This is a genomic window from Spirosoma aerophilum, assembly GCF_054782495.1.
Genome location: NZ_BAAGSJ010000012.1, coordinates 14,981 through 35,246, shown reverse-complemented (window position 1 = coordinate 35,246; position 20,266 = coordinate 14,981). Strand labels below are relative to the sequence as shown.

The window sequence follows — 20,266 nt, the reverse complement described above, 5'->3', positions numbered from 1 at the left end:
ATGGCTGGCTCTCAACCCGCAGTGCATCTGAAAAGCAGCTAATCATTCAGGAGATTAATAATTTCTGTCCTAATCTCGCAAATCGCTCCAGTCTGAGACGGTAAGGCCTTAATCTATAACTATCAAATCAACCTAGTCATATCCCGGCGAAGCGGTCCATCAGTCTGTGCCACCACATCCATTGACCGGCGAAGTTCATCGATAGATGCAATAGCCCAAAAAGCCCTAAGGCCAAGGGATAAGATGGCTGTGGCCTATCTATTCGTCTGTCATCAAGCAGCAACAGCAACAATACTCCTTCAATAGCGACGAAACTGCCATTCAGCGTTTTAGTAAAACTATCAAACCAGGGAATGAAAAATAGCAGGCGGGTAATGGCGGGCGGCAGAATGATGAGGACGGTACACACCATATAGCGGGCATGGAGGGCTAATCGACGCCCATTCCATAAACTCAAGCCCAGAAACAAGGAAAAAAGCAGCAACGAGGAAGCATCGATGAAGGACAGCTGATAGACCGATCCGGGGGGGTATTGATCGGCGGCTTTGAGCATCAGCTGCATCATCTTGACTCCGCCAAATAGCAAAGCAGGCACGAGTACAATCGTACCGATCCATCCCAGTTTTCGATGACAGGCTAGTTGCCCACGTCGATACAAAATAGGTTGTAGAATCAGCAAACCCATCCATAATCCGGCCGATGCCCCATGCAGATGATGATAGAGGTCAGTCTGGGTGAGTCGGGAAAAATAAGACCGGGAAAATCCCAGCCAGGTTATGATAACGGCCAGCCCAAAATACCAAGGGGCATTGGGATACAGCAACGTCTGTTTACGTGGCGTAGATGTGAAATAGTCTTGGGTAGGCTCTTTCAATTCAGTAACTAGCTATGGTGAGGCATTTCTCAGAGTAAGATAGCCAATAAATCTTTCTAATTTAGAGAGCATGAGTTGCCAATGTACAATTCGCTCTTTTGGCACATCTCGTATCGATAAAGCTTGGGTTGATAATGTAATACCAAACAGGATACAACTAGATTAGTAACGTATACACTTCCTTGAAAGTAAAGGTGGGTTTGCTTTCCTTAGCCTGTTGTTTTTACACGTTGAAAAGTAAAGAAAGAAAACCGTCAACCTAGTACTAAGCAAACGGCCTTATTTCAATCTTAAAAAACGCTCCCCTAGGAGACGAGTAAGAATTACGTATTGATAAATGGGGCGTATTTTAAGACGCCCGTTTTAGTAATCGTCAGCCAGTATAGTATTCGTAGCATACGAGTATTAACACGTTGAAAAGAAAGTTAGCAGTGCCCCTGCAGTACAGAAAGCTGGGGTCAGGAAGCTACTACAAAGCGGGGTAACAAACCAAGGGAAGTTATGCCTGGTTTGTTACCCCGCTTTGTAGACAATACGTTGCTTTCTAGTCCTTATTCAGCAGTTTGAAGGCTTCGGCAGGATTGGCGAAAAAGTAGTCCCGAAAGGTAGTGGTCAGACCAACATAAATCTCGTACGTATCGCTTTCCAGTCCGTTGATCAGCCCTTGCGCCACTTCCTCAGCAGGCATGCCATGCGCTTCTCCACCTATGTCCTTCGAAAACGCCGTATTGACGGTTGGCGGCATCAGCTCGAACACACGGATTGCTGTGTCTTTGGCCAGGGTGTGCCGCAACGTCAACGTATAGGAATGAACGGCGGCCTTACTGTCTGAATAGGTAGGAATAATGCTCGCCGGCGTGAAGGCTACGATCGAACTCACATTGATAATGGCCGCTTCGGATTGTTTTTTCAGGACAGGCAACAATTTCTCCGTCAACCGGATCAACGCAAAATAATTCGTGTCCATTTCCTGTCTTGCCTTCTCAATGGCATCCACGCCTTCCGCATGCGTGTAGACAAAGGCTTTACCGGCATTGTTCACCAGCACACTCAGGTCAGGGTAATTGGTTGCCAGCAGCGCCACCAGTTTATCGACCTCATCCGGCTTCGTAATATCGCAGGGTAGGGCAATCGTGTTGGGTAACAGAGCGGCAGCCTGATGTAAGATTTCGGCCGTCCGGCCCACGATCAGGACTTTATTGCCTTTCTGACTCAGCAGCTTGGCCGTTTCGAAGCCAATACCTGAACCACCACCGGTAATCAGGACTGTTTTATTGGAAATATTCATAATATTTTTCTTGATAACTGACTTATAAACCGTTGTTAAAGGCGTTCACGGCTGCAACCGGATCAGCCAGGTAGGCTGTCCGTTGGCTGGCCGTCTCACCGATATAAATTTCGTATTGGTCGGCCTCAATGCCCTCGATGATCGTTTCGGCAACGAACCGGGGTGCCATACCGGTGTGACCGCCCATGTCTTTCGTCGCTTCTGTATCGACCAGCGAGGGCATGACCTCAAAGAGTTTAATGGCCGTATCCTGGGCCAGGCTTAGGCGCAGGGCTACCGTGTGTGAGTGTAGAGCCGCTTTCGAATCGGAGTACGTCGGCAAAATGAGCAGCGGATGAAAGCTCACATTAGACGTTATGTTGACGATGGCCGCTTTGGGTTGCTGTTTGAGCAGCGGCAGGAGTTTTTCAGTCAATAAAACAGGACCGAAATAATTGACGGCAAATTCCTGCCGGGCTTTTTGATACGCATCAGCGCCTTCACCCAACCTGTATAAATTGGCGACCCCTGCGTTGTTGACCAATACGTTCAGGGTGGGATAATTCTCGTTCAAGTGCGCTACCAGCGCCTTAATGTCGGCTTCGTTGCTGACATCGCAGGTCAGGGTAGCTACCCCGAGTTCCTGGCCCGCTCTCTGTAGTTTATCGGCATTACGCCCAACCAGAACGACCTGGTTTCCTTTTTCTTTCAGCCGTTTGGCAATCGCATAGCCAATGCCCGATCCGCCACCGGTGATCAAAGCGGTTTTGTTTGTCAGATGCATCGTCAGTTTTAGATTGATTTATTTTTTAAGTGCTGTTGGTTGGTCTGTAGTCAACGTGGTGTTGCTTTTCGGAACAGGCTTATAAGCTCTGAAGGGTTGTACTTATGGGCTTACCAGTCAGCTTGTCCTGAATACTCGCAAAAAAGGCTTTGGTATACGGAGCCGCCAGGTGTTGATCGAGTGATTGCTGCGAGACAAATACCTCAAAAAACACCAGTGTGGTCGGATCATCCGGTCTGCTTGTCTGGTAGAAGGCTTCGCAGCCTGGTTCAGCTAGGGTTGGAACGAGTGTGCGGGCACAAAGCGCTTTGACGTCTTCCAGACTGTCGGCCTTCACGGGCACTTCGACGAGCAGTATAATTTTCGAATCACTCATGAGATGCGCATGTTACACCGTGGTAAAAAGCGCCTCTTTGGCTTTCCGCACTTTCGGAATTCGGGCAAATTCATCGTCCGCCGAGCGGTAGCCTAACGCAAAGAGCAGGACCGATTGAAGGTTTTTGGCCCGCAGGTCCAGAATCTGATCGAGCTGACTTCGATCGAAGCCTTCCATCGGGGAGGCATCGATACCGGCTTCGGCTGCGGCACTCACCAGGATACCTACCGCCAGGAAGGCCTGCTTTTCGGCCCAGTCAATTTTCTGAGCCGGGGATAACCCACTCAGTTTTGCGTTGACAAATTGTTCGCGGGCTTCCAGATTCTGGCGGTCCGTTCCCCGAACGACGGCCGCTCTATCAATGTACGCCTTTACCGTATCCTCGCTGATGTTGGTTTCCACCGCCACGACTAGCACTCGGGAGGCTGTGGTAATCTGGGGCTGGCCAAAAGCAGCCCGACTGATCTGCTCCAATTTGGCTGGGTCGGTGACCGTGATGAACTGATACGGTTGCAGGCCATAGGAGGAAGGGGCTAACTGCACCACTCGGAGCAGATCATCTACCTGCTCCTCACTCAGTGGCCTTGATGTATCATATTTTTTGGTGGCGTAGCGCCACTCAAAGGCATTTACTAAGGACATCGTTTGGCTATCGTTAAAATTACCACTAACTTTGCTTGCAATTTGCAAGTGCGCAAAGGTATGGTAATTTACTTGCAAATTGCAAGTAAAATGACTAATTTTTTATGAAAGACATTAAACCACGGTCAGGCTGCCCATTGAGTTATACCCTCGACTTCATGGGTGATAAGTGGTCGCTGCTGATCATCCGGGACATGGCCCTGAACCATAAATCGACCTACGGCGAGTTTCTAAACGCCGACGAGCAGATCGCCACCAACATCCTAGCCGACCGGCTCAGCATGCTGGAAACCTATGGATTTGTGACGAAGCAGGTAGCCGCCGATAAAAAGTCAAAGTTTAGGTATCGACTGACCGAAAAAGGCATTTCCCTGGTACCCGTCATTCTGGAAATTGGCCTGTGGGGGTCGATCTATAACCCGCCGGGGCTGAACGCTCAACTGCTCTCGGCCTTGCAGCAGGACAAGGAAGGAACAATTCAACGTATTCAGGAGCAGCTAAGACAACAGGCCTAGGCCTATCTCTCATTCAATCACTACCATTATGATTCACCCACTGGATAACCCGGTTTGGTCGGCCCTAACCTCGGGGAATAAATCGGTCGCACTAGGCAATGACCAGGCTAAATATTACCCTCCGCAGGTTGCGCCGTTTGTGGCCGTGGCGGATAACACCCGAGTTCATTTTGAGGCCTTACTGGGTACGATTCCCTATAAGCAGCCAGTAGCCCTGTTTACCCATGAACCCCAGCTCGACCCGTCTCCCTGGGTACTTATCAACCGCATTGATGGGGTTCAGATGCTGTATGAAGGACCGACCCCGGCCGGGCAGGATAACCTGATTGACTTAACCGAGGCCGATGTTCCTCAGATGCTGGCGTTGACCAAGCTGAGCCCCCCTGGGCCCTTCCTGCCCCGGACGATTGAGTTGGGTGGCTATCAGGGCATTTTTGCCAGCGATCAACTGGTGGCTATGGCGGGTCGCCGGTTTGATAGTGGTACGCATGTGGAGATTAGTGCCGTCTGTACGCACCCGGACCATACCGGCAAGGGCTATGCCCGACGATTGCTTGACAGCCAGATCCGCCATATTCGGGCAGAGGACAAGATTCCCTACCTCCATGTGCGGACCGATAACACCCGGGCGTTCCGGATTTATGAGCAGATGGGCTTTGTGACCCGGGCCGAAATGACCATCTACCTAGTAGCCAAGCCCTAGTTTTCGACTGTTTATGAAAAACGCCAAGTGGTTTTCATTACTGTTGGTTTTAACGGCGCCATTGCTGTCGGTGATTGATGTATTTATCATCAATGTGGCCATCCCGGCCATTCGCAAAGGCATTCATGCCTCCGAAGCCCAGTTGCAACTCGTCATTGCCTTGTACCTGCTGGCGTACGCCTGTCTGCTCGTTACGGGTGGACGCAGCGGTGATTACTTTGGCCGTAAGAAGGTATTTCTGGCCGGAATGTTGGGTTTTTCGTTGGCGTCGGCCCTGTGTGGTCTGGCACATACGCCATTGTTTTTGAATGCAGCCCGCTTTTTACAGGGTATTGCGGCCGCCTTCATGGTCCCTCAAACGATCGCTTTCATTCAAGTATTATTTCCCGATGCGAACGAACGAACGAAAGCCATTGGCTGGTATGGCATCACGCTGGGGTTGGCCAGTATGCTGGGTCAATTTCTGGGCGGGCTCCTGACGTCATTTCACTTCTGGATCGACGGCTGGCGGTTAATCTTCTTTATCAACGTACCCATTGGCCTGACTGCGGTAGGGCTAGGCCTCCGGTATTTGCCGGAAACCAGGCCTGAGGATAAACAGGCGTTTGATCTGACAGGGGTTATTCTGTTGACCGGTGCCCTCATTTGCTTTATCGTTCCCTTAATTCAGGGGCGCGAGCTTGGCTGGCCAGCCTGGTGTGTACTCCTGCTGGTGCTTTCGGCAGGCTTGCTTGTTGGTTTCTACCGTCATCAGCTGCTAAAGAAGAAACGAAAGCAACAGCCTTTGATCGATATGGATTTGTTTCTAGTCCCGGGCTTTACGCAGGGCATTGGGGCGGTCATTTGCTGCTTTATCATGCACAGTTCCTTTCTGCTGATGTCGGCGCTGCTCTTTCAGAACGGCTACGGCCTGTCGCCGCTGGTTTCCGGCGGCTGCTTCGTGTTGTGGGGAGGGTGTATGTTGCTTTGCTCGTTATGGTCCATGAAGCTGGTAAGTCAGAACGGCAAACAAACCGTATTGGCAGGGGTCATCCTGATGGCCCTATCGACGGCTCTGCAATTGGTATTCTTTACGGGTTCAACTCCTTCGCTACTGGTTATCGGGTCGGTCTTACTGGTCCACGGAGCCGGGGCTGGTTTTACGTATTCAACCCTGTTGAATGTCACCTTGCGCCGTGTACCTGCCCCCTTTGCCGGCGCATCGGCCGGAATCTATTCAACCGCTCAACAGGCAGCCGGTGCCTTTGGGATAGCGTCCATAGGCGGTTTATTTTTCTCGGTACTGGAGAAAAGCAGTTACCAAACTGCCTTCTTGTATGGTTCTGGGGCAAACCTGCTAATCCTGTTACTAATGGGCCTTTTGGTCATCACGCTACCCGCCGGTAAGATAGCCAGTGTTATTGTAGCAGATTGATGGAAGCTAGCTGGAGTACCTCATAACTGGAACTACAGACCGTATACCACTCCCTAGGTTGAATAATTGCTAAAACGGATTGTCTTATAAAAACGCTCATTTTAATTGCTCGGGCCACCCCGTTGAATTTAGAGATCTTGGAACCACACAGAGGCTTGGATCTACTGATAGCATGGCCGCCGGAGCAGTCTTTCCTGACATACCCTTTAAGGCAACACTGTGGGGCATGTCGCTGCGGCGGACCGTCGAAGCAGTAGGCTAGCTCTCATTTGTGAGTAAGCGAAGGTAGCTAGAAAAAGAAAGCCAACCTTAAAATAATAACATGGCATAACCCTAAAGACATACGGTAGTACAAGCCCATATTATACTCAAATAATATGTTCCCGTAATGCTTTAGCAACAGCTTCCGTTCCGCACTGTACATGTAACTTTTGATAGATATTTTTCAGATGCCGACGAACAGTCTCTACCGAAATGTTGCATTGAATACCAATCATTCGGTAAGTATATCCCTTTGTCAGTAGTTGTAAAATCTGCTGTTCGCGTTCTGTAATGCCATATTGCTGGTTTTTGGGGGCAGGCGCCTGCATAAAGGTCTTGAGCACACGTCGCGCGATACCGGGTGACATAGGCCCGCCACCATCCATCACTTCACCCAGCGCAATTAGTAAGTGCGTTGAGGTATTTTTTTTTAACAAGTACCCATCTGCCCCGTTACTGAGGCAGGCGAAAAGTCGTTCGTCGTCGTCAAAAACAGTGTGCATCAAAATCCGAATCGATACATTGGACTCTTTCAGCAAACGGACACATTCGATACCATCCCGGCCCGGCATGTCAATATCCATCAGCACTATTTCGGGCTGGTCGTGGGCGGCCTGTTCTACGATTCGCATGCCGTTGCTGTAGGAACCCACAACTGCATAGTCTTCTTTACTTTCGATCAATAGCTTGAGCAGCGACCGGAGTTCGTCATTGTCTTCGTAAATAGAGACAGTTGTCATAGTCAAACATTTAGCAGGTGGCAACGCTGAAAAGAAGGGGTAGAAAGTCGGTAGCAGCCGAAAAAAGAAGCAATGCCGATTTCTGTATCAAATTACCTGATTCGGCACTGGTTTGTCAATAACCCTTTCGGGTCAGGGTGATATGGGGAAGCTGAGTTTCAAGGATGTTCCCTGGCCCGGTGCCGACGTAATTGTCAAGTCGCCGTGCAGGTTCTTTGCCCGTGTCAGCATGTTCCGTACACCATTTCGCTGAGTTTCGGCCAGCGGGTCGAAACCCACTCCATTGTCGGATACTTCTAGATAAAGATGATGTTGTTCAACACTGATTTTTAGGGAAGCCTGCGTCGCACGAGCATGTTTGACCAGGTTGTTGACGGCTTCTTTCGAGATAAGGTACAAATCCTGCCGCTTTTCCATGGGTAGCGTCAGATGCTGGATCGAATCCGGGATGTCAATCTGGTAACTAATGCCAGAGGCTTCAAACAGTTCAGCTGCGTACCGATTCATGCGAGCAATCAGGCTGCTCAACTCATCATTATTTGGGTTGATACTCCAGACAATATCGTCCAGCGAGTTGCTAACCTGCCGCGCTTCCATAACGATCCGCTCAACCATTGAACCTGAGGGATGTTCGGCCGGTAAATTTTGCCGGATCATAGCACCCAATATGCCGATACCACTTAGCGACGAACCGATTTCGTCGTGTAAGTCGGCAGAAATCCGGTTGCGTATGCGCAACACGCGCATCAGCTGATTGATCCGATACCGATAAAGTCCATATAGCAGACCAACCACCAGCGTGACCACTAACACCCGAAACCACCAGGTTTCGTAATAAGCAGGCATGATGTCAATAGACAGTTGAAGGGGTTTCTGACTCCGGTTTCCAAATGAATCGGCGGCCTGTAAATGCAGGGTATAGTGTCCCGGTCCCAGATTGGTGTAATAGGCCCGCTGCGATTTGCCACTTTGGTGCCAATTCTCATCGAACCCTTCCAGAAAATAAGTGTATCGGATATTGGCCAGCTGGCTGTAGGTCAATGTCGTAAAATCGACACTAAAGGCATTATTCGTCCGGATTAGCCGAATGGGCCGCGATGGATCGAGTGGGCGCTCCTGCTCATGCACATGAAAGGATGTAACAACAACCGGCGGCAGGCTGGCCCGGCGGTGCAGCTGCCTTACATCGAATTGATCGATGCCATCCTGCTGACCCACAAATAGTTCAGTACCACGATGAACATAGAGCGCAGCCGTCGTCATGTTTCGGCTCAGTCCGTCGTTGGTCGTTAACCGCATAAACTGCCTAGTTTTGGGTGTATAACTATACAGGCCATCGAAGTTGCCAACCCAGATCCTGCCGTCACCGTCTTCGGCAAGGCGACGGTTTTCGCGATCATAGAGCCCGTTGCGCGCCGTTAGTATAGTGCTTAGCCGGCCGTCGGACGTACGCTCCGTAATACTACCCCAGCGGGCCGCCCAAACATGCCCATTTCGGGCAGTCAGGATCGCATTGGTTGCCAGGTCATCGGGCAATCGGGACTTTGGCAACTCGCCGTCGGCCCAAACAATGCGATGCCCCGGCTCGGCTACGTAATACACGCCTTTGTAAGTCGACAGCCAGATTCGTTGGGTACTGTCGAGAGCCAGCCCCGTCAGAAAATTGTTGTTGCGGTGCAAAGCAGCCAGCACGGAGTCAGACCAATACCGCAAAGGTGCTCCCGTATGCAGATCGAGTACCCGAACACCCTCATCATTATTACCAACCCACAAGCGCTGCTGTTGATCGATCAGGCCATGATCGACAAACGGAACAGAAAACAGCCTTCCTGCCCGTTTTCCCGCCGGAGTGTCCACAAAACGATTGGTGTGGGTATCATACACAACAACACCGTCGCCTTTGTAACTCCAGTCCCGAAGCCCTATCCAGAGCTGCTGGTTCGTTTGCTGAAACCACATGGCTTCGGACTCGGCATGCGGAAATCGAATGAGGGTAAAGCGATTCGTGGGCCGATGCCACTTCAGCAGGCCGGTATGCGATAAACCCAGCCAAAAAGTCTGACCTGTTGTATCCTGCCTGTCGGTCGCGATTACGTTAACGACTACTGGCTGACGAACCAAAGCAGTTGGCAGGGCAATGGTTCGAATCAGGTTATCCCGGGGGTTGTACCTGAATACGCCATTGGACGTGCCAGCCCATACGATGCCACTGACGGGATCCCGATACAGCACATACGTCTGAAAAGGAGCCGACTGCATCGTGGTTACTCTGAAGAACTGCTGCTTATCGGGCCGGAAGGTGAGTAGTCCGTTTTCATCGCCAACCCAAAGAACCCGCCTGCCATTCTCGTCGTACCCTTCCTCAACACACGTAATGCGGTTGGGCTCGTTTGGCAGTTTGAAAAAGGTAAACTGTTCCGTATTGGGGTCGACGCGTAAAAGGCCATGCCCATATGCCCCAATCCATAGTATTCCGCCGGCATCAACGCAACCCCGGCTAAAGTACACCAGCTGTCGGCGTTTCGGGTCGGGGCAGTCGAGCCCCAGCACACACTCGAAACGATTAGTCCGTCGGTCGAACCGAAACAGTCCATTGTCACTGCCAATCGCCCATAACCGGTGTTGTTTGTCTTCCAGAAACCCTTTTGCCTTGAGGCCCTGGTACGTCGTTTGCCGTAGAGCGTAATGGTCGACCCGATTTGTTTGAAAGTTGATGCGCCCGATTCCCTTTACCGTACTGAACCAGCCTTCGCCGGATGAACTTTTATAGAGATAACCGGTGGTTCGGGGCGTGTTCGCAACCGGTGTCAGCCGGAGTGTAATGGGGTCAATCGAGCAGATTCCCCGCCTGTCGCTGGCGACCCACATCCGGTTGGCGGAGTCGGCGGCCATGCCCGTTATTAAATAGGTCTCAGGGAAGAGGAAATTTCGAAACGACTGGCCATCGAAGCGAACGGGACAACGGCGCGTGCCGAACCAGATAAAGCCCTGGTTGTCTTTAGCAATACTATATACAGTGAGACTTGGAAAACCGCTTTTATCCGTCAGGTGGTTGAAAATGACTCGGGGCGGCTGAGCATGAAGTAGGCGTAACGATCCGCCCTGCAGTAATAGGATAGTGGCTACTATGACCAATAGCTTACTTCTCATAAGGAATCGTGCATTAAGAAGCTGTTGGCAAACTGCGCTGACTGTAGAAACCTGTATTTTCAGAAATAAACCCTTCACCTGTACCCATCAGGCAACAATCCGGAGGTGAAAATAAGCGAGAAACCCGTTAAATCAATGGGTGTAAAGGGTTATTGCTTCTGAGTATCGATCGAATGAACTTTACCGACGTTAACGTTATCCACTACTGTTATGAAATACTTATTCACAGGTATGTTATTCCTCGTTGGTCTCACCCTCCAAAACTGCTCTAGCCAAACCGATAGCTCAATGACTGCTACGCCCCCCCCTACTCCATCCGGCAAACCGGGTTTTTATGTAAAAGACCGGTTCTTATATGATCCCTGCGGTACCAAAATCACCTTGCGAGGTGTCAACAAAATGAACATCTGGACGGATCGAACGGGCAGTTCGTTTCCTGAAATTGCCCAAACCGGTGCCAACTGCGTTCGCATTGTCTGGCAAGCTCTGGAAGATAACGGCCAACCCACAAAAGCTACCGATCTCGATAACCTGATAACCGCTTGTGTGGCGCAGAACATGATACCGATGGTGGAAGCCCATGATGCCACCGGCGACTGGAGCATGCTGACACAGATGGTCAACTTCTGGAAACGTGCAGACATCCTGGCCGTCATTCAAAAACACGAGAAATACCTCCTTCTCAACATTGCCAATGAGTGTGGCGACGACCAGGTGACCGACGAACAGTTTACCCAGGGCTATACCGACGCGGTCCAGCAACTTAGGCAGGCGGGTATTCATACGCCGTTGGTCATTGATGGAACGGACTACGGCAAAAATCTGGAACAATTGGTTCGTGTTGGACCGGGCGTTCTTCAGGCCGACCCAGACAAAAACGTTCTTTTTTCGGTGCATACCTACTGGCCGATTGCCTTTGGCGCTACACCCCAATTTATTAAAGAACAGTTTCAGTCCGCTGTCAACGCCGGGTTGCCCTTTATTGTCGGTGAATTTGCCGGTTACGGTGCCTATGCCGGTGGGGAAAGCATTTGCGGCCCCAAAGGGCAGGTCGATTACAAAACGATCCTGTCCGAAGCCCAGCGGCTCGACATCGGGTGGCTGGTTTGGGAATGGGGTCCGGGTAACGTTGGCGGGGGAGATCCGCTTTGTGTCGTGATGGACATGACGACCGATAGTAAATTTAACACCCTCAAAGACTGGGGTAAAGAGGTGGCACTTACCAATGCGGCCAGTATCCAGAAAACAGCAGTCCGTTCACCCTTTCTGCTCAATAACAAATTGTGTCAATAACGAGCACGAGCAGTATAGACCCCGCCTGCTTTGGTCAACTCACTATATAGCGATACCAGATGATACCCCACGCCGTGTAGGGTAAGGGGACCCGTTTGCGCTCTTCGGGCTGATTAAATGAGGGGAAACAGGCAAAAACCATTTATACCGCGCACTGAATTTCAATAACTTAACTTCCCAAAAAATCTTTTTACCGTTCCCTCAGTGGGTGTAAAGGGTTATGGACAGGCATCCGTCTGGTAGAGAACTTTGAGGCACTTTAACAGGACATTGTTCCTCTTCGCACTATGAAAAACAGCCAGCTTTATCGACTACTTCTTATTTGCCTGCTTCCCCTGACGGGCATCAGTTTTTCCCCGGCCCATGCACCGGCCATTGCAGGGTCGTGGCGGATGGTTGCTCATCGGGTATCCCCCGCTCAGGATGGTATCGAAGACATTTACACGCATTACAAAGATCTGTATGGCGGGTGTCAGGAAGATATGGGCCTGCTTCTCAACGACGATGGAAGCCTGAAAATGACGCCCGTTAAAGGGTGTCAGAATCCACTGGGCAACCTGGTTATGAAGATAGCCTCGAAGTTTATGCCATCCGGCAAAGCCACCTGGGAAACGACAGCAAACAAAATCGTCTTGCAGGACGGCAAAGGCAAACGCAATGAATACGACCTGCAACTGAATGGCGCTACGATGCAGTGGACGTTTGAGGACACCCAGAAACAAACCACCGTCCGGCATACCGTAGAATTCAAACGCAACTGATGGTAGGCTATCCTGTTTACAAAACAGTTCAACCCGTTACACGTATATAGATAACCGTTCGGAAGCAATTTACCAGTCGTAAACCTATCCTATCCGTTCACCATTCGGGGTAAGGGGAGGGTATGTTCAAACGCACTACATCGTCGGCTCACAAACCAGACTGTTATGAATCAGTATTTCACTTTCCTCATTTTCCTGCTTGTGCGGGTAGCCTCAGCGCAGGCCCAAACCGTATTTGTGTCGAACGCTACATACCCTGTTTCCAAAACGGAGACAGCGCTGGCGGTGCCCTATAAAACGAAAGCAATGGAATCTCCGCTTTACCTGAAAGCGTACGGATTCTATAGCCTGCTATCGCCCGGCACCAAGATCAATTACAGCTCGTCACAAAGCCAAAGTAGCTCCCCTACTATTTACAAGCCCATCAACACACGTCTTGGGTCAGGCCTCCGCGCGGGTATTGGTGTTGGCGTACTCGTCAGCGATTTTATTAATATCGGTATTGATGCCGAAATTCTGTTCGGAACTGCCATAAAAGCCACTAGCAACTTTTATTCGGGAAGTGGCACTGCGTTAGACAGGTATGCGATTTCCACCACAACGAATCTGCAGGTGGTATCGATCATTCCCAACATCACATTCAAAGCCCTTTCGCGACCAACTTTCTATATCTACAACCGGCTTGGACTGATTGGCGGGGTGGTTTTGGATTATAAAATTGGCTACAACACCCTGATTAATACCAGCAAAGGAGGCATAAATACATCTATTTCCACGGCTACCTACACAAAAAACTCGCTGTCTGTCGGGTATCAGGCGGCCCTGGGCATACAGTTTCGATTGAGTCAGTCTTTACGGGGGTTTGTTGAAGTTGTGGGTTACAATCAGTCGTTCAAACCAAGGGAAGTAAAAGGCTTTACCACCAGTTCATCGGGTGCTGGCACAACTGTTTATGAGTCGGCTACCGTGTATAAAGACCAGGGCGATTACAATAAATCTGACCCCTATGAACAACCAAGCTTTAACGTTGCCATAAACAGTGTGGGCGTCGGAGCTGGACTGGTATTCCGGTTTTAATCACGATTAGCCCAACCATACTAGGGCGGTCTACCCGTCAATAGCCCCAACGCTTCTTTCTACTTAAATCTGACGACTATGCATCGTTTCTTCGTCTTACTCCTTACCCTGTTTATGCAGATTACGCTGGTGCAGGCCCAGTACACGCTTGCTGTAAATACAGTGAACCGTTCGGATAAATCAGCTCCTCCTGCCGCTGTCCCTTATAAAGCAAAAGCCACCGAAGCGCCCTTTTACGTAAAAATTTACGGGTTTTATGGTCTGCTTACACCAGGCGTACAGGTTAACTATAGTTCGGCAATTCTTCAAAGCGGAGGCTTACAGCCCTTTAAAACCACTAATAAAGGATTGGGAGCTGGCCTACGTACCGGCTTAGGTATTGGCCTGATCATCAACGATTTTGTTAACATCGGCATAGATGCCGAGGCATTGTTCGACGCGCCAATAGAGATTGAGTACAGCTTTGAAGATGGCCTTGGTAAATCGACAACGACATCCGTAACCACGCTGAAAGTTGCTTCACTTATTCCCAATGTGACTTTCAAAGCCCTTTCGCGGCCTTCCTACTACATTTACAATCGCCTTGGCCTTGTAGGGGGTATGGTACTGGATTATAAAACGGTCAACAGCTATGTTGACCTGGCAAAATCAGGGTTCATCAAAACCAGTGGAACGACTAATCAATACACTAAAAACTCACTGGCTATTGGGTATCAGGCGGCTCTGGGTATTCAATTTCGACTGAGTCAATCCATCCGGGGGTTTGCCGAGGTTGTCGCCTATAACCAGTCGTTCAAACCACAAAGGCTTGAAGTGACTTCGTTGCAGGGCGGTATTCCCATCGGTAGTCCTCGCGTGACTGAATTCAGGAATGAAAGCAGTTATGTTGAAGCTACTTCGTCTCGTGTCGGGCAAGATGTAAGAGAGAATATACCGATGAACAGCGTAGGAATTGGCGCTGGCCTGGTCTTCCGGTTTTAAACTCATTTGCCATGCCACAGCCCTATTATGCCCTGCCCCTCCGGCTAGACGAGATTCTTCAGCGAAAGCCATTGCCCACCTGTTCGCTGCCGCAGTCGATAGCCCAAAATCTGTACCTGATTCTGACGACTCACTTTGCTGAATCACGGTTCGACGAATCGTTTGGGTGCAGCTTGTGGGATGAAGATTTTTCCAACCAGATCAACAGCCGGTGGAAAGAGGACATCCGGCAGTCGATCGAAACATCGGTTGCCAAACATGAAAAACGGCTCATCCAGGTGCGGGTACGGGTCGATCTGGCAGATCAGGAAATTCAGCTCAGCCGAACCAACCGACGGGTGAAGCGACGGCTACATGTTTGGATTGATGGCACATTGACCCGAACAAACGAACCCTTTTCATTTCAACGGAGCCTGTTTCTGGCTCCTCTCTCAACAGAATAAGCCATGGCATCATCTATTGATCTTATGTCCCAGGGATTTAGCCGGGAGCAGGTGAAAACACGGATGCTGCGCCGGGCAGCGGGCTTATGGGGTTATGCCGAAACAGACCTGGACAGCTTCGATCCGCTCGTAGCCCTGCTGATCGAAGCCTGCTCGGTGGAGTTTGAGCGGGTATCGGTAGAGATCGGCAATACGCAGACCCGTCTGCTCGATCGGCTGGCCCAGGTATTGCATCCCGAACCCGATGTGGCCCGACCCGCTCTCGGTATCGCTCAGTTGCGTTCCGTTGAGGCAAAGACCACCCTGACACCCACAACCCAACTGTGCTACAAACGGGCTGGTGCCAATCGCTCGGATCAGCCTGGTGCCGCCGAAATCTGTTTTTCTCCGGTGGGCACCTACCCGGTCGTTGATGGAACCGTCCGGTATGTGGCTACCGCCGAAACGTTGTTCCGGATTGATGAAGGAACGCAGAAAACACCCATCGCCCAACACCAGGGAACGCCCGGTGCTATGCCTTACCAGTCACTTTGGCTGGGTCTTGAACTGGCCGACAGCCTGACATCGCTGGCCGGACTATCCTTCTTCTTTGACTTCCCTACCGAACCAGCCCGCATCGACTACCACGCCCTCACCGCGCAAAGCCCGTGGATGTTAGCCGGGCAGGCCCTACAGGTTCGGGCGGGTTTGCCAACGACGCCTTCATCGGCAGCGCCCGGCACGCTCCTGGAAATGGCTTTTGATGTGATAAACAAAGTAGAGCAACAGGCCATGCAGGTGTACGAACGTCAATTTGTTACGATAGAAACTGCACCAGATTTTACAACTGTCGGCAGGCATCGGCAACCATATCCGACACCGCTTGGGCAGTGGTTTGCCGAACGGGATTTGCGCGCCCTGCGAGAGCCATTGTGGTGGGTCGAACTAAAGTTGCCCTATACCTTCGGTGCGTCGGTGCTGGCAGGCCTGACGGTAGGCGTGAACTGTTTCCCGGTCATGAACCGGCGGCTGCATCGAATCACCTACCGGCTTCAGCAAAATCTCAACATCATTCCCCTCGAAACGGAACGACGATTTCTAGGCATGCGGGACGTGCGAACCAGCCATAATCGCCCGTTAACGTCCATACCGCTGGGAAGCCTGTCGGATATAACCACCGACACGTACACGGTTCAGTACAGGGTTAGCCGCTTCGATGACCGGGATGCCCGCCAGACACTGATCAATCTACAGGATATGCTGCACGACGAAAGTGCGTCGTTTGCGGCCCTGGGTGAAGACTTCCTGACATCTGTCATCCGGGATTTGAACCAGGCTCTGGCACGGCTCGAAGCTAAAGTCGACCAAAAAACCAGTAAGCGCGATACCATCCCGTACCTCATTATCAAACCCAGGCAAGCTGGCGAGACCGTTTTTATCGAATACTGGACCTGCGATGGTGAGGATGCCAACCGGTTGCCTGCCGGTAGCCGACTGACGCCTTATGCTGATAATTCTCTGCGAAAAGAGGCTGTTTTTTTAATGACCGGCACCGCCGGTGGACGGGAACGACCCAAAGAATCCGAAAAAATCACGCAGTATAAACGAGCGCTGTTGACCCGCAACCGGATCGTTACCCTGGAAGATGTGCGGGCTGTTTGCCAGGCTGAACTGGGTTCGCACCTGCGTTCGGCGCAGGTAGAGCGAACGTTTCGGGTAGACCCCAAACCGGAAAACGGCTTTCAGCGGTGCATCCGGGTAACACTGGTTCCCTCGCCCACAAGCCCCTACTCACCGGCCGACTGGCAAGAACAGGCTCAGCTCATACAAACAACACTGGCCAGGCAATCGGTGGCGGCCCTGCCCTATCAGGTTATTGTGTCACCTGTTTAAACCCGGATAAAACATGGAAACGCTGGTTGACTACGCTTCTTATTTGACTCAACTGCCGGTTGACCTGCGGGCGGAGGTCGTTGTGGCCGATATGCTTGAGGATGGCATTTCGCCCGATGACCTGATCATAAACCCCCTCGGCCCATTTAAACGGGCCTTTGGCCGGGATATTAACGGGGCCGGGTGGGTGGAGTCTCAGGCTATGGTAGAGAGTTGGTTACAGATCGACCTCAACCGAACCGGTTTATACGACCTGTTGCCGGAAGGGGTCTTTCACCAGCCAACAACCAACGACGCGTCGGTTTCGAAAGAGACTACCCTCCGCGAAATGGCAATTCAACACGAGCGGGAGCGGGCGGCACGCCGGTTCTTTCTGCCCTTTGAGCAGGAATTTTTCCGGCACCGGGTTCGAATTGAGCAGGAACAACGAGCCTTCCTGTTCGAGAACGACGTGGCTCTGGCCGACAATCACCTGTTGGACTGGTTCTGGAACTTACCGGATTTCCTGACACCGGTGCAGATAAAACGACTGATGTACCTCTTGCCGGAGATACACCGCATGGCGGGCGATCTGCTTACAATGGAAGCTTGTTTCGGGCAGTTGATTGCCGATCGGGTGACGTTAACGACCCATTCGACGGAAAACGAGATGGTAACTGCCCGTACGACCGGGGGGGAAGCCTGTCGGCTGGGCCGGTGGCAGTTGGGAGCCGATGTTGCTTTCGAAGGGTGGGTAAACGACGGAGAGCCGTTGCTAAGGCTAACCCTACACATAGACAAAGCAGACCGACTGGCCGATTACCTGCCGGATGGCAACGGACATCAACTACTCAACTGGCTGGCTGGCTATCTGGTGCCGTTAACGACTGGCTTTCGTATCGAACTGGATACGTCGGCCCTTGACAATACATTTTCATTTGCCAGCGATGCCGGGTTTGGCCGACTGGATTTTACGACCTGTATATGAATGACAGCCCACGAACCATGACAATACCTCAGCTTACCTACCCACCCGTCAACTGGATAGACGGCATGAAAATAGCCCGGCGGCACTTTACCGAATGGGAGAATTTTATGCATGATCAGCTCCGTGATAGCAATGCACTCGGCTTATCACGATTTCGGTATGGTATTCTCCCCGCCGACAATGCACTTGATTTACAGATTCAGTGCGACTATAATCAGCAGATCCGGGTACAGCTTCGAAGCTGCCGGGCCATTAGTCCACACGGTGCCCGAATAGATTACCAGACCAGTACCGATTCACTGACCTGCACAACCTCATTTACGGCACTGGCCGAGGCCTACGGGCTACAAACCGGCAAGCCGCAAACGTTTGACGTCGTGCTAACGGTAGACCCCTTCACCCGGATTCCGGCTGGTGAGCCTATTCTTACTGAAACGCCCCCACGGCATCCCCACTCCCGTCCCGACTACCGGCTGGATGTGGTGCCATCGGTACAGATACGGCCCGGCGAACTCAGTTATCAGTTGATTGTCGGGCGGCTTCGGTACGGCAATGGCGAGGTACAGGCCGACCCCGACTACCTGCCTGCCTGCACGTCCCTTCATAGCCTGCCCCGCCTGCAACAATGGCATCAACAGTTCGGCAAGCATCTGGAATCGCTGGAAACAAATGCCTACAAAATTTTGCAGCGCACCAAAGAGCGAGACCCGAGGAATTTGCTCCAGACCAATACCCTGCTGATGGGCGAACGAATGGCGTTTATCCTTGGCGACATCAGCACCCGCTATAGCTGGATTCTCCCCTACGAGCCCCCCATTCAAATGGTAGAAGCTTTACTTCGACCTATCCAGGCCGTACGGGTTGTGATGACTATGCTGAGCGGTCGGGAACGGGAGGAATTCATTGGCTACATCAGCGAATGGGCCGACCTGACACCGGGAGCTCTGGAAGCACAGATCAATGCCACCCTTCAGCTACCGTACGAACACACAGAACTGGCCACCCTGCTCACCGAACTGGACACCTTCTACCGAACCCTATCGAACGTGTTTTACAAGCTCGGACAACTCGATTTCATCGGCAAACGCAAGGGCCAGAATGTATTCATTATCGAACATGAAGTAAAAGAAACGCCATCCGAAAAACCCCGGTCACGCTGGAGCCCCCTGGGGTAGTTCAGCCAAGTTAACCAAACCCTAACACGTCATCATGGAACCGCTAAACAAACCCGAACGACAACAAGCTGTGGGCCGATTTCTCGGCGTTTACTGCCTGTCACTCAGTTTACCCCTGCTGGCCGTTTACCTGTTATTCAGCGCCCCGAACTACGTACTGAAGCAGGAGAATGCCCGGCTCAACGAAACCCTTACGGAGCAGACACAGAAACTGATGCGCCCAATGGCCGGGGTAACCTCAAATCTGCAAAGTCTGCAGACGACGGATCAGGCTTACCTGAAAGCCACGGACATTGAAAAGGGAAGTATAAAAACACAACTCTCGGGTCTGGAAAACAGCCTTCAGCGTCAGGTAAACGGCCTTAAAGCGGATACCAGTCAGTTACAGCCCCTCAATAAACGACTATCGCACGACATCATTGATGCCTACGACGCCGTTCTGACCTACCGCAACAGCATCAGTTATTTACGGGAAGTGCTCGAAAAAGAGGGCGTCGATGCCAGTCAGGTCGATAAGTTAACGGCAGCCCTGACGCAGGCCCGGCAGGAAAATGAACTGCTGAAGATTGTGGCAGCGAAGACGGCCACGGCTCCGGCAGCAGCCCCCTCCGGCGGTGGCGGCCCCACCTATCTGCCGCAATATCAGGAGTGCTCATCGAAACTAGCCACGGCTCAGGCCCGTGTGGCGCAGCTTCAGGACCAACTCAAAGCGGCTGGCAGTGTTCCTGCCGCACCCGTTTCAGCACCCACTGCCGCCGGGGTTTCGCGGGCCGATGTAGAGATGGACATTATTGACCGGTGTGAGAAAAAAGCCGATGCCACCAACCGCCCGCCCCTCTGGCGACGACCGCTCTACGAATTTGCGATGGAAACACTCGAACGAAATGCCCGCCCGGATGCCAAACAGCGCATCGCCACGATCAATGACAAACTGCGCCGGCTAGGTTCCGACTAATGACTAAACTCCAACT

The 20,266-nt window shown here is 51.5% G+C and carries 19 protein-coding genes; 12 read left to right on the top strand and 7 right to left on the bottom strand.

Annotated elements, in window-relative coordinates; all coding sequences use genetic code 11:
• Nucleotides 1-136 precede the first annotated feature (136 nt).
• The 5 genes from ACYVK4_RS11080 to ACYVK4_RS11060 form a co-directional block, all read right to left on the bottom strand.
• Complete coding sequence (locus ACYVK4_RS11080) at nt 137-874, bottom strand: hypothetical protein (RefSeq protein WP_461127573.1); 738 nt, start codon at nt 872-874, stop codon at nt 137-139.
• A 544-nt stretch (nt 875-1,418) separates the two neighbouring features.
• Entirely contained in the window at nt 1,419-2,162 is a 744-nt protein-coding gene (locus ACYVK4_RS11075; RefSeq protein ID WP_461127572.1) for an SDR family oxidoreductase, read from the bottom strand.
• A 22-nt stretch (nt 2,163-2,184) separates the two neighbouring features.
• Nucleotides 2,185-2,925, bottom strand: a complete 741-nt coding sequence (locus tag ACYVK4_RS11070; protein WP_461127571.1) for an SDR family oxidoreductase — start codon at nt 2,923-2,925, stop codon at nt 2,185-2,187.
• 79 nt (nt 2,926-3,004) lie between these two features.
• Nucleotides 3,005-3,301: a putative quinol monooxygenase gene (locus tag ACYVK4_RS11065; RefSeq protein WP_461127570.1), complete on the bottom strand. Its 297-nt coding sequence runs from the start codon at nt 3,299-3,301 to the stop codon at nt 3,005-3,007.
• Between the two features lie 12 nt (nt 3,302-3,313).
• A complete protein-coding gene (locus ACYVK4_RS11060) occupies nt 3,314-3,943 on the bottom strand; it encodes a nitroreductase family protein (RefSeq protein ID WP_461127569.1) in 630 nt (209 codons plus the stop codon).
• A gap of 104 nt (nt 3,944-4,047) precedes the next feature.
• Between ACYVK4_RS11060 and ACYVK4_RS11055 the strand changes: the two genes are divergently transcribed.
• Genes ACYVK4_RS11055 through ACYVK4_RS11045 form a run of 3 tightly spaced genes read left to right on the top strand, consistent with a single transcriptional unit; the run spans nt 4,048 to nt 6,575 of the window.
• Nucleotides 4,048-4,458 (top strand): winged helix-turn-helix transcriptional regulator, encoded by a 411-nt coding sequence (locus ACYVK4_RS11055; protein ID WP_461127568.1) that lies wholly within the window; start codon nt 4,048-4,050, stop codon nt 4,456-4,458.
• A 28-nt stretch (nt 4,459-4,486) separates the two neighbouring features.
• The gene (locus ACYVK4_RS11050) at nt 4,487-5,161 is read left to right on the top strand and encodes a GNAT family N-acetyltransferase (protein ID WP_461127567.1); all 675 of its coding nucleotides are present in this window, start codon (nt 4,487-4,489) and stop codon (nt 5,159-5,161) included.
• A 13-nt stretch (nt 5,162-5,174) separates the two neighbouring features.
• Nucleotides 5,175-6,575 (top strand): MFS transporter, encoded by a 1,401-nt coding sequence (locus tag ACYVK4_RS11045; protein WP_461127566.1) that lies wholly within the window; start codon nt 5,175-5,177, stop codon nt 6,573-6,575.
• 368 nt (nt 6,576-6,943) lie between these two features.
• Here ACYVK4_RS11045 and ACYVK4_RS11040 read toward each other — a convergent pair whose 3' ends face one another.
• Nucleotides 6,944-7,576 carry a response regulator gene (locus ACYVK4_RS11040; protein ID WP_461127565.1) on the bottom strand — a complete coding sequence of 211 codons (633 nt, stop codon included), beginning with the start codon at nt 7,574-7,576 and terminating at the stop codon, nt 6,944-6,946.
• Nucleotides 7,577-7,708: 132 nt separating this feature from the next.
• Entirely contained in the window at nt 7,709-10,726 is a 3,018-nt protein-coding gene (locus tag ACYVK4_RS11035; protein WP_461127564.1) for a sensor histidine kinase, read from the bottom strand.
• A gap of 288 nt (nt 10,727-11,014) precedes the next feature.
• Between ACYVK4_RS11035 and ACYVK4_RS11030 the strand changes: the two genes are divergently transcribed.
• The 9 genes from ACYVK4_RS11030 (at nt 11,015) to ACYVK4_RS10990 (ending at nt 20,250) form a co-directional block, all read left to right on the top strand.
• Nucleotides 11,015-12,019, top strand: coding sequence for a glycoside hydrolase family 5 protein (locus tag ACYVK4_RS11030; protein WP_461127563.1), 1,005 nt, complete (start codon nt 11,015-11,017; stop codon nt 12,017-12,019).
• A gap of 287 nt (nt 12,020-12,306) precedes the next feature.
• Nucleotides 12,307-12,780: a hypothetical protein gene (locus ACYVK4_RS11025; RefSeq protein ID WP_461127562.1), complete on the top strand. Its 474-nt coding sequence runs from the start codon at nt 12,307-12,309 to the stop codon at nt 12,778-12,780.
• Nucleotides 12,781-12,945: 165 nt separating this feature from the next.
• Nucleotides 12,946-13,857: a hypothetical protein gene (locus tag ACYVK4_RS11020; protein ID WP_461127561.1), complete on the top strand. Its 912-nt coding sequence runs from the start codon at nt 12,946-12,948 to the stop codon at nt 13,855-13,857.
• A 78-nt stretch (nt 13,858-13,935) separates the two neighbouring features.
• A complete protein-coding gene (locus tag ACYVK4_RS11015; protein ID WP_461127560.1) occupies nt 13,936-14,838 on the top strand; it encodes a hypothetical protein in 903 nt (300 codons plus the stop codon).
• 11 nt (nt 14,839-14,849) lie between these two features.
• Nucleotides 14,850-15,281 carry a GPW/gp25 family protein gene (locus tag ACYVK4_RS11010; RefSeq protein WP_461127559.1) on the top strand — a complete coding sequence of 144 codons (432 nt, stop codon included), beginning with the start codon at nt 14,850-14,852 and terminating at the stop codon, nt 15,279-15,281.
• Between the two features lie 3 nt (nt 15,282-15,284).
• Nucleotides 15,285-17,153, top strand: a complete 1,869-nt coding sequence (locus ACYVK4_RS11005) for a hypothetical protein (RefSeq protein WP_461127558.1) — start codon at nt 15,285-15,287, stop codon at nt 17,151-17,153.
• Nucleotides 17,154-17,166: 13 nt separating this feature from the next.
• Nucleotides 17,167-18,120 carry a hypothetical protein gene (locus tag ACYVK4_RS11000; RefSeq protein WP_461127557.1) on the top strand — a complete coding sequence of 318 codons (954 nt, stop codon included), beginning with the start codon at nt 17,167-17,169 and terminating at the stop codon, nt 18,118-18,120.
• Nucleotides 18,117-19,295 carry a hypothetical protein gene (locus ACYVK4_RS10995; RefSeq protein WP_461127556.1) on the top strand — a complete coding sequence of 393 codons (1,179 nt, stop codon included), beginning with the start codon at nt 18,117-18,119 and terminating at the stop codon, nt 19,293-19,295. The genes ACYVK4_RS11000 and ACYVK4_RS10995 overlap by 4 nt, the downstream gene beginning before the upstream one ends.
• Before the next feature lie 34 nt (nt 19,296-19,329).
• On the top strand, nt 19,330-20,250 hold the full coding sequence (locus ACYVK4_RS10990) for a hypothetical protein (RefSeq protein ID WP_461127555.1): 921 nt from the start codon (nt 19,330-19,332) through the stop codon (nt 20,248-20,250).
• Nucleotides 20,251-20,266 lie beyond the last annotated feature (16 nt).

Excerpts from the sequence above, each read along its gene's own strand:
- ACYVK4_RS11015 (WP_461127560.1), top strand. The coding sequence starts at position 13,936 with ATGCATCGTTTCTTCGTCTTACTCCTTACCCTGTTTATGCAGATTACG.
- ACYVK4_RS11075 (WP_461127572.1), bottom strand. The coding sequence starts at position 2,162 with ATGAATATTTCCAATAAAACAGTCCTGATTACCGGTGGTGGTTCAGGT.
- ACYVK4_RS11055 (WP_461127568.1), top strand. The coding sequence starts at position 4,048 with ATGAAAGACATTAAACCACGGTCAGGCTGCCCATTGAGTTATACCCTC.
- ACYVK4_RS11065 (WP_461127570.1), bottom strand. The coding sequence starts at position 3,301 with ATGAGTGATTCGAAAATTATACTGCTCGTCGAAGTGCCCGTGAAGGCC.
- ACYVK4_RS11000 (WP_461127557.1), top strand. The coding sequence starts at position 17,167 with ATGGAAACGCTGGTTGACTACGCTTCTTATTTGACTCAACTGCCGGTT.
- ACYVK4_RS11060 (WP_461127569.1), bottom strand. The coding sequence starts at position 3,943 with ATGTCCTTAGTAAATGCCTTTGAGTGGCGCTACGCCACCAAAAAATAT.
- ACYVK4_RS11035 (WP_461127564.1), bottom strand. The coding sequence starts at position 10,726 with ATGAGAAGTAAGCTATTGGTCATAGTAGCCACTATCCTATTACTGCAG.
- ACYVK4_RS11025 (WP_461127562.1), top strand. The coding sequence starts at position 12,307 with ATGAAAAACAGCCAGCTTTATCGACTACTTCTTATTTGCCTGCTTCCC.
- ACYVK4_RS11030 (WP_461127563.1), top strand. The coding sequence starts at position 11,015 with ATGACTGCTACGCCCCCCCCTACTCCATCCGGCAAACCGGGTTTTTAT.
- ACYVK4_RS11070 (WP_461127571.1), bottom strand. The coding sequence starts at position 2,925 with ATGCATCTGACAAACAAAACCGCTTTGATCACCGGTGGCGGATCGGGC.
- ACYVK4_RS11020 (WP_461127561.1), top strand. The coding sequence starts at position 12,946 with ATGAATCAGTATTTCACTTTCCTCATTTTCCTGCTTGTGCGGGTAGCC.
- ACYVK4_RS11010 (WP_461127559.1), top strand. The coding sequence starts at position 14,850 with ATGCCACAGCCCTATTATGCCCTGCCCCTCCGGCTAGACGAGATTCTT.
- ACYVK4_RS11005 (WP_461127558.1), top strand. The coding sequence starts at position 15,285 with ATGGCATCATCTATTGATCTTATGTCCCAGGGATTTAGCCGGGAGCAG.
- ACYVK4_RS11040 (WP_461127565.1), bottom strand. The coding sequence starts at position 7,576 with ATGACAACTGTCTCTATTTACGAAGACAATGACGAACTCCGGTCGCTG.
- ACYVK4_RS10995 (WP_461127556.1), top strand. The coding sequence starts at position 18,117 with ATGAATGACAGCCCACGAACCATGACAATACCTCAGCTTACCTACCCA.
- ACYVK4_RS10990 (WP_461127555.1), top strand. The coding sequence starts at position 19,330 with ATGGAACCGCTAAACAAACCCGAACGACAACAAGCTGTGGGCCGATTT.
- ACYVK4_RS11045 (WP_461127566.1), top strand. The coding sequence starts at position 5,175 with ATGAAAAACGCCAAGTGGTTTTCATTACTGTTGGTTTTAACGGCGCCA.
- ACYVK4_RS11050 (WP_461127567.1), top strand. The coding sequence starts at position 4,487 with ATGATTCACCCACTGGATAACCCGGTTTGGTCGGCCCTAACCTCGGGG.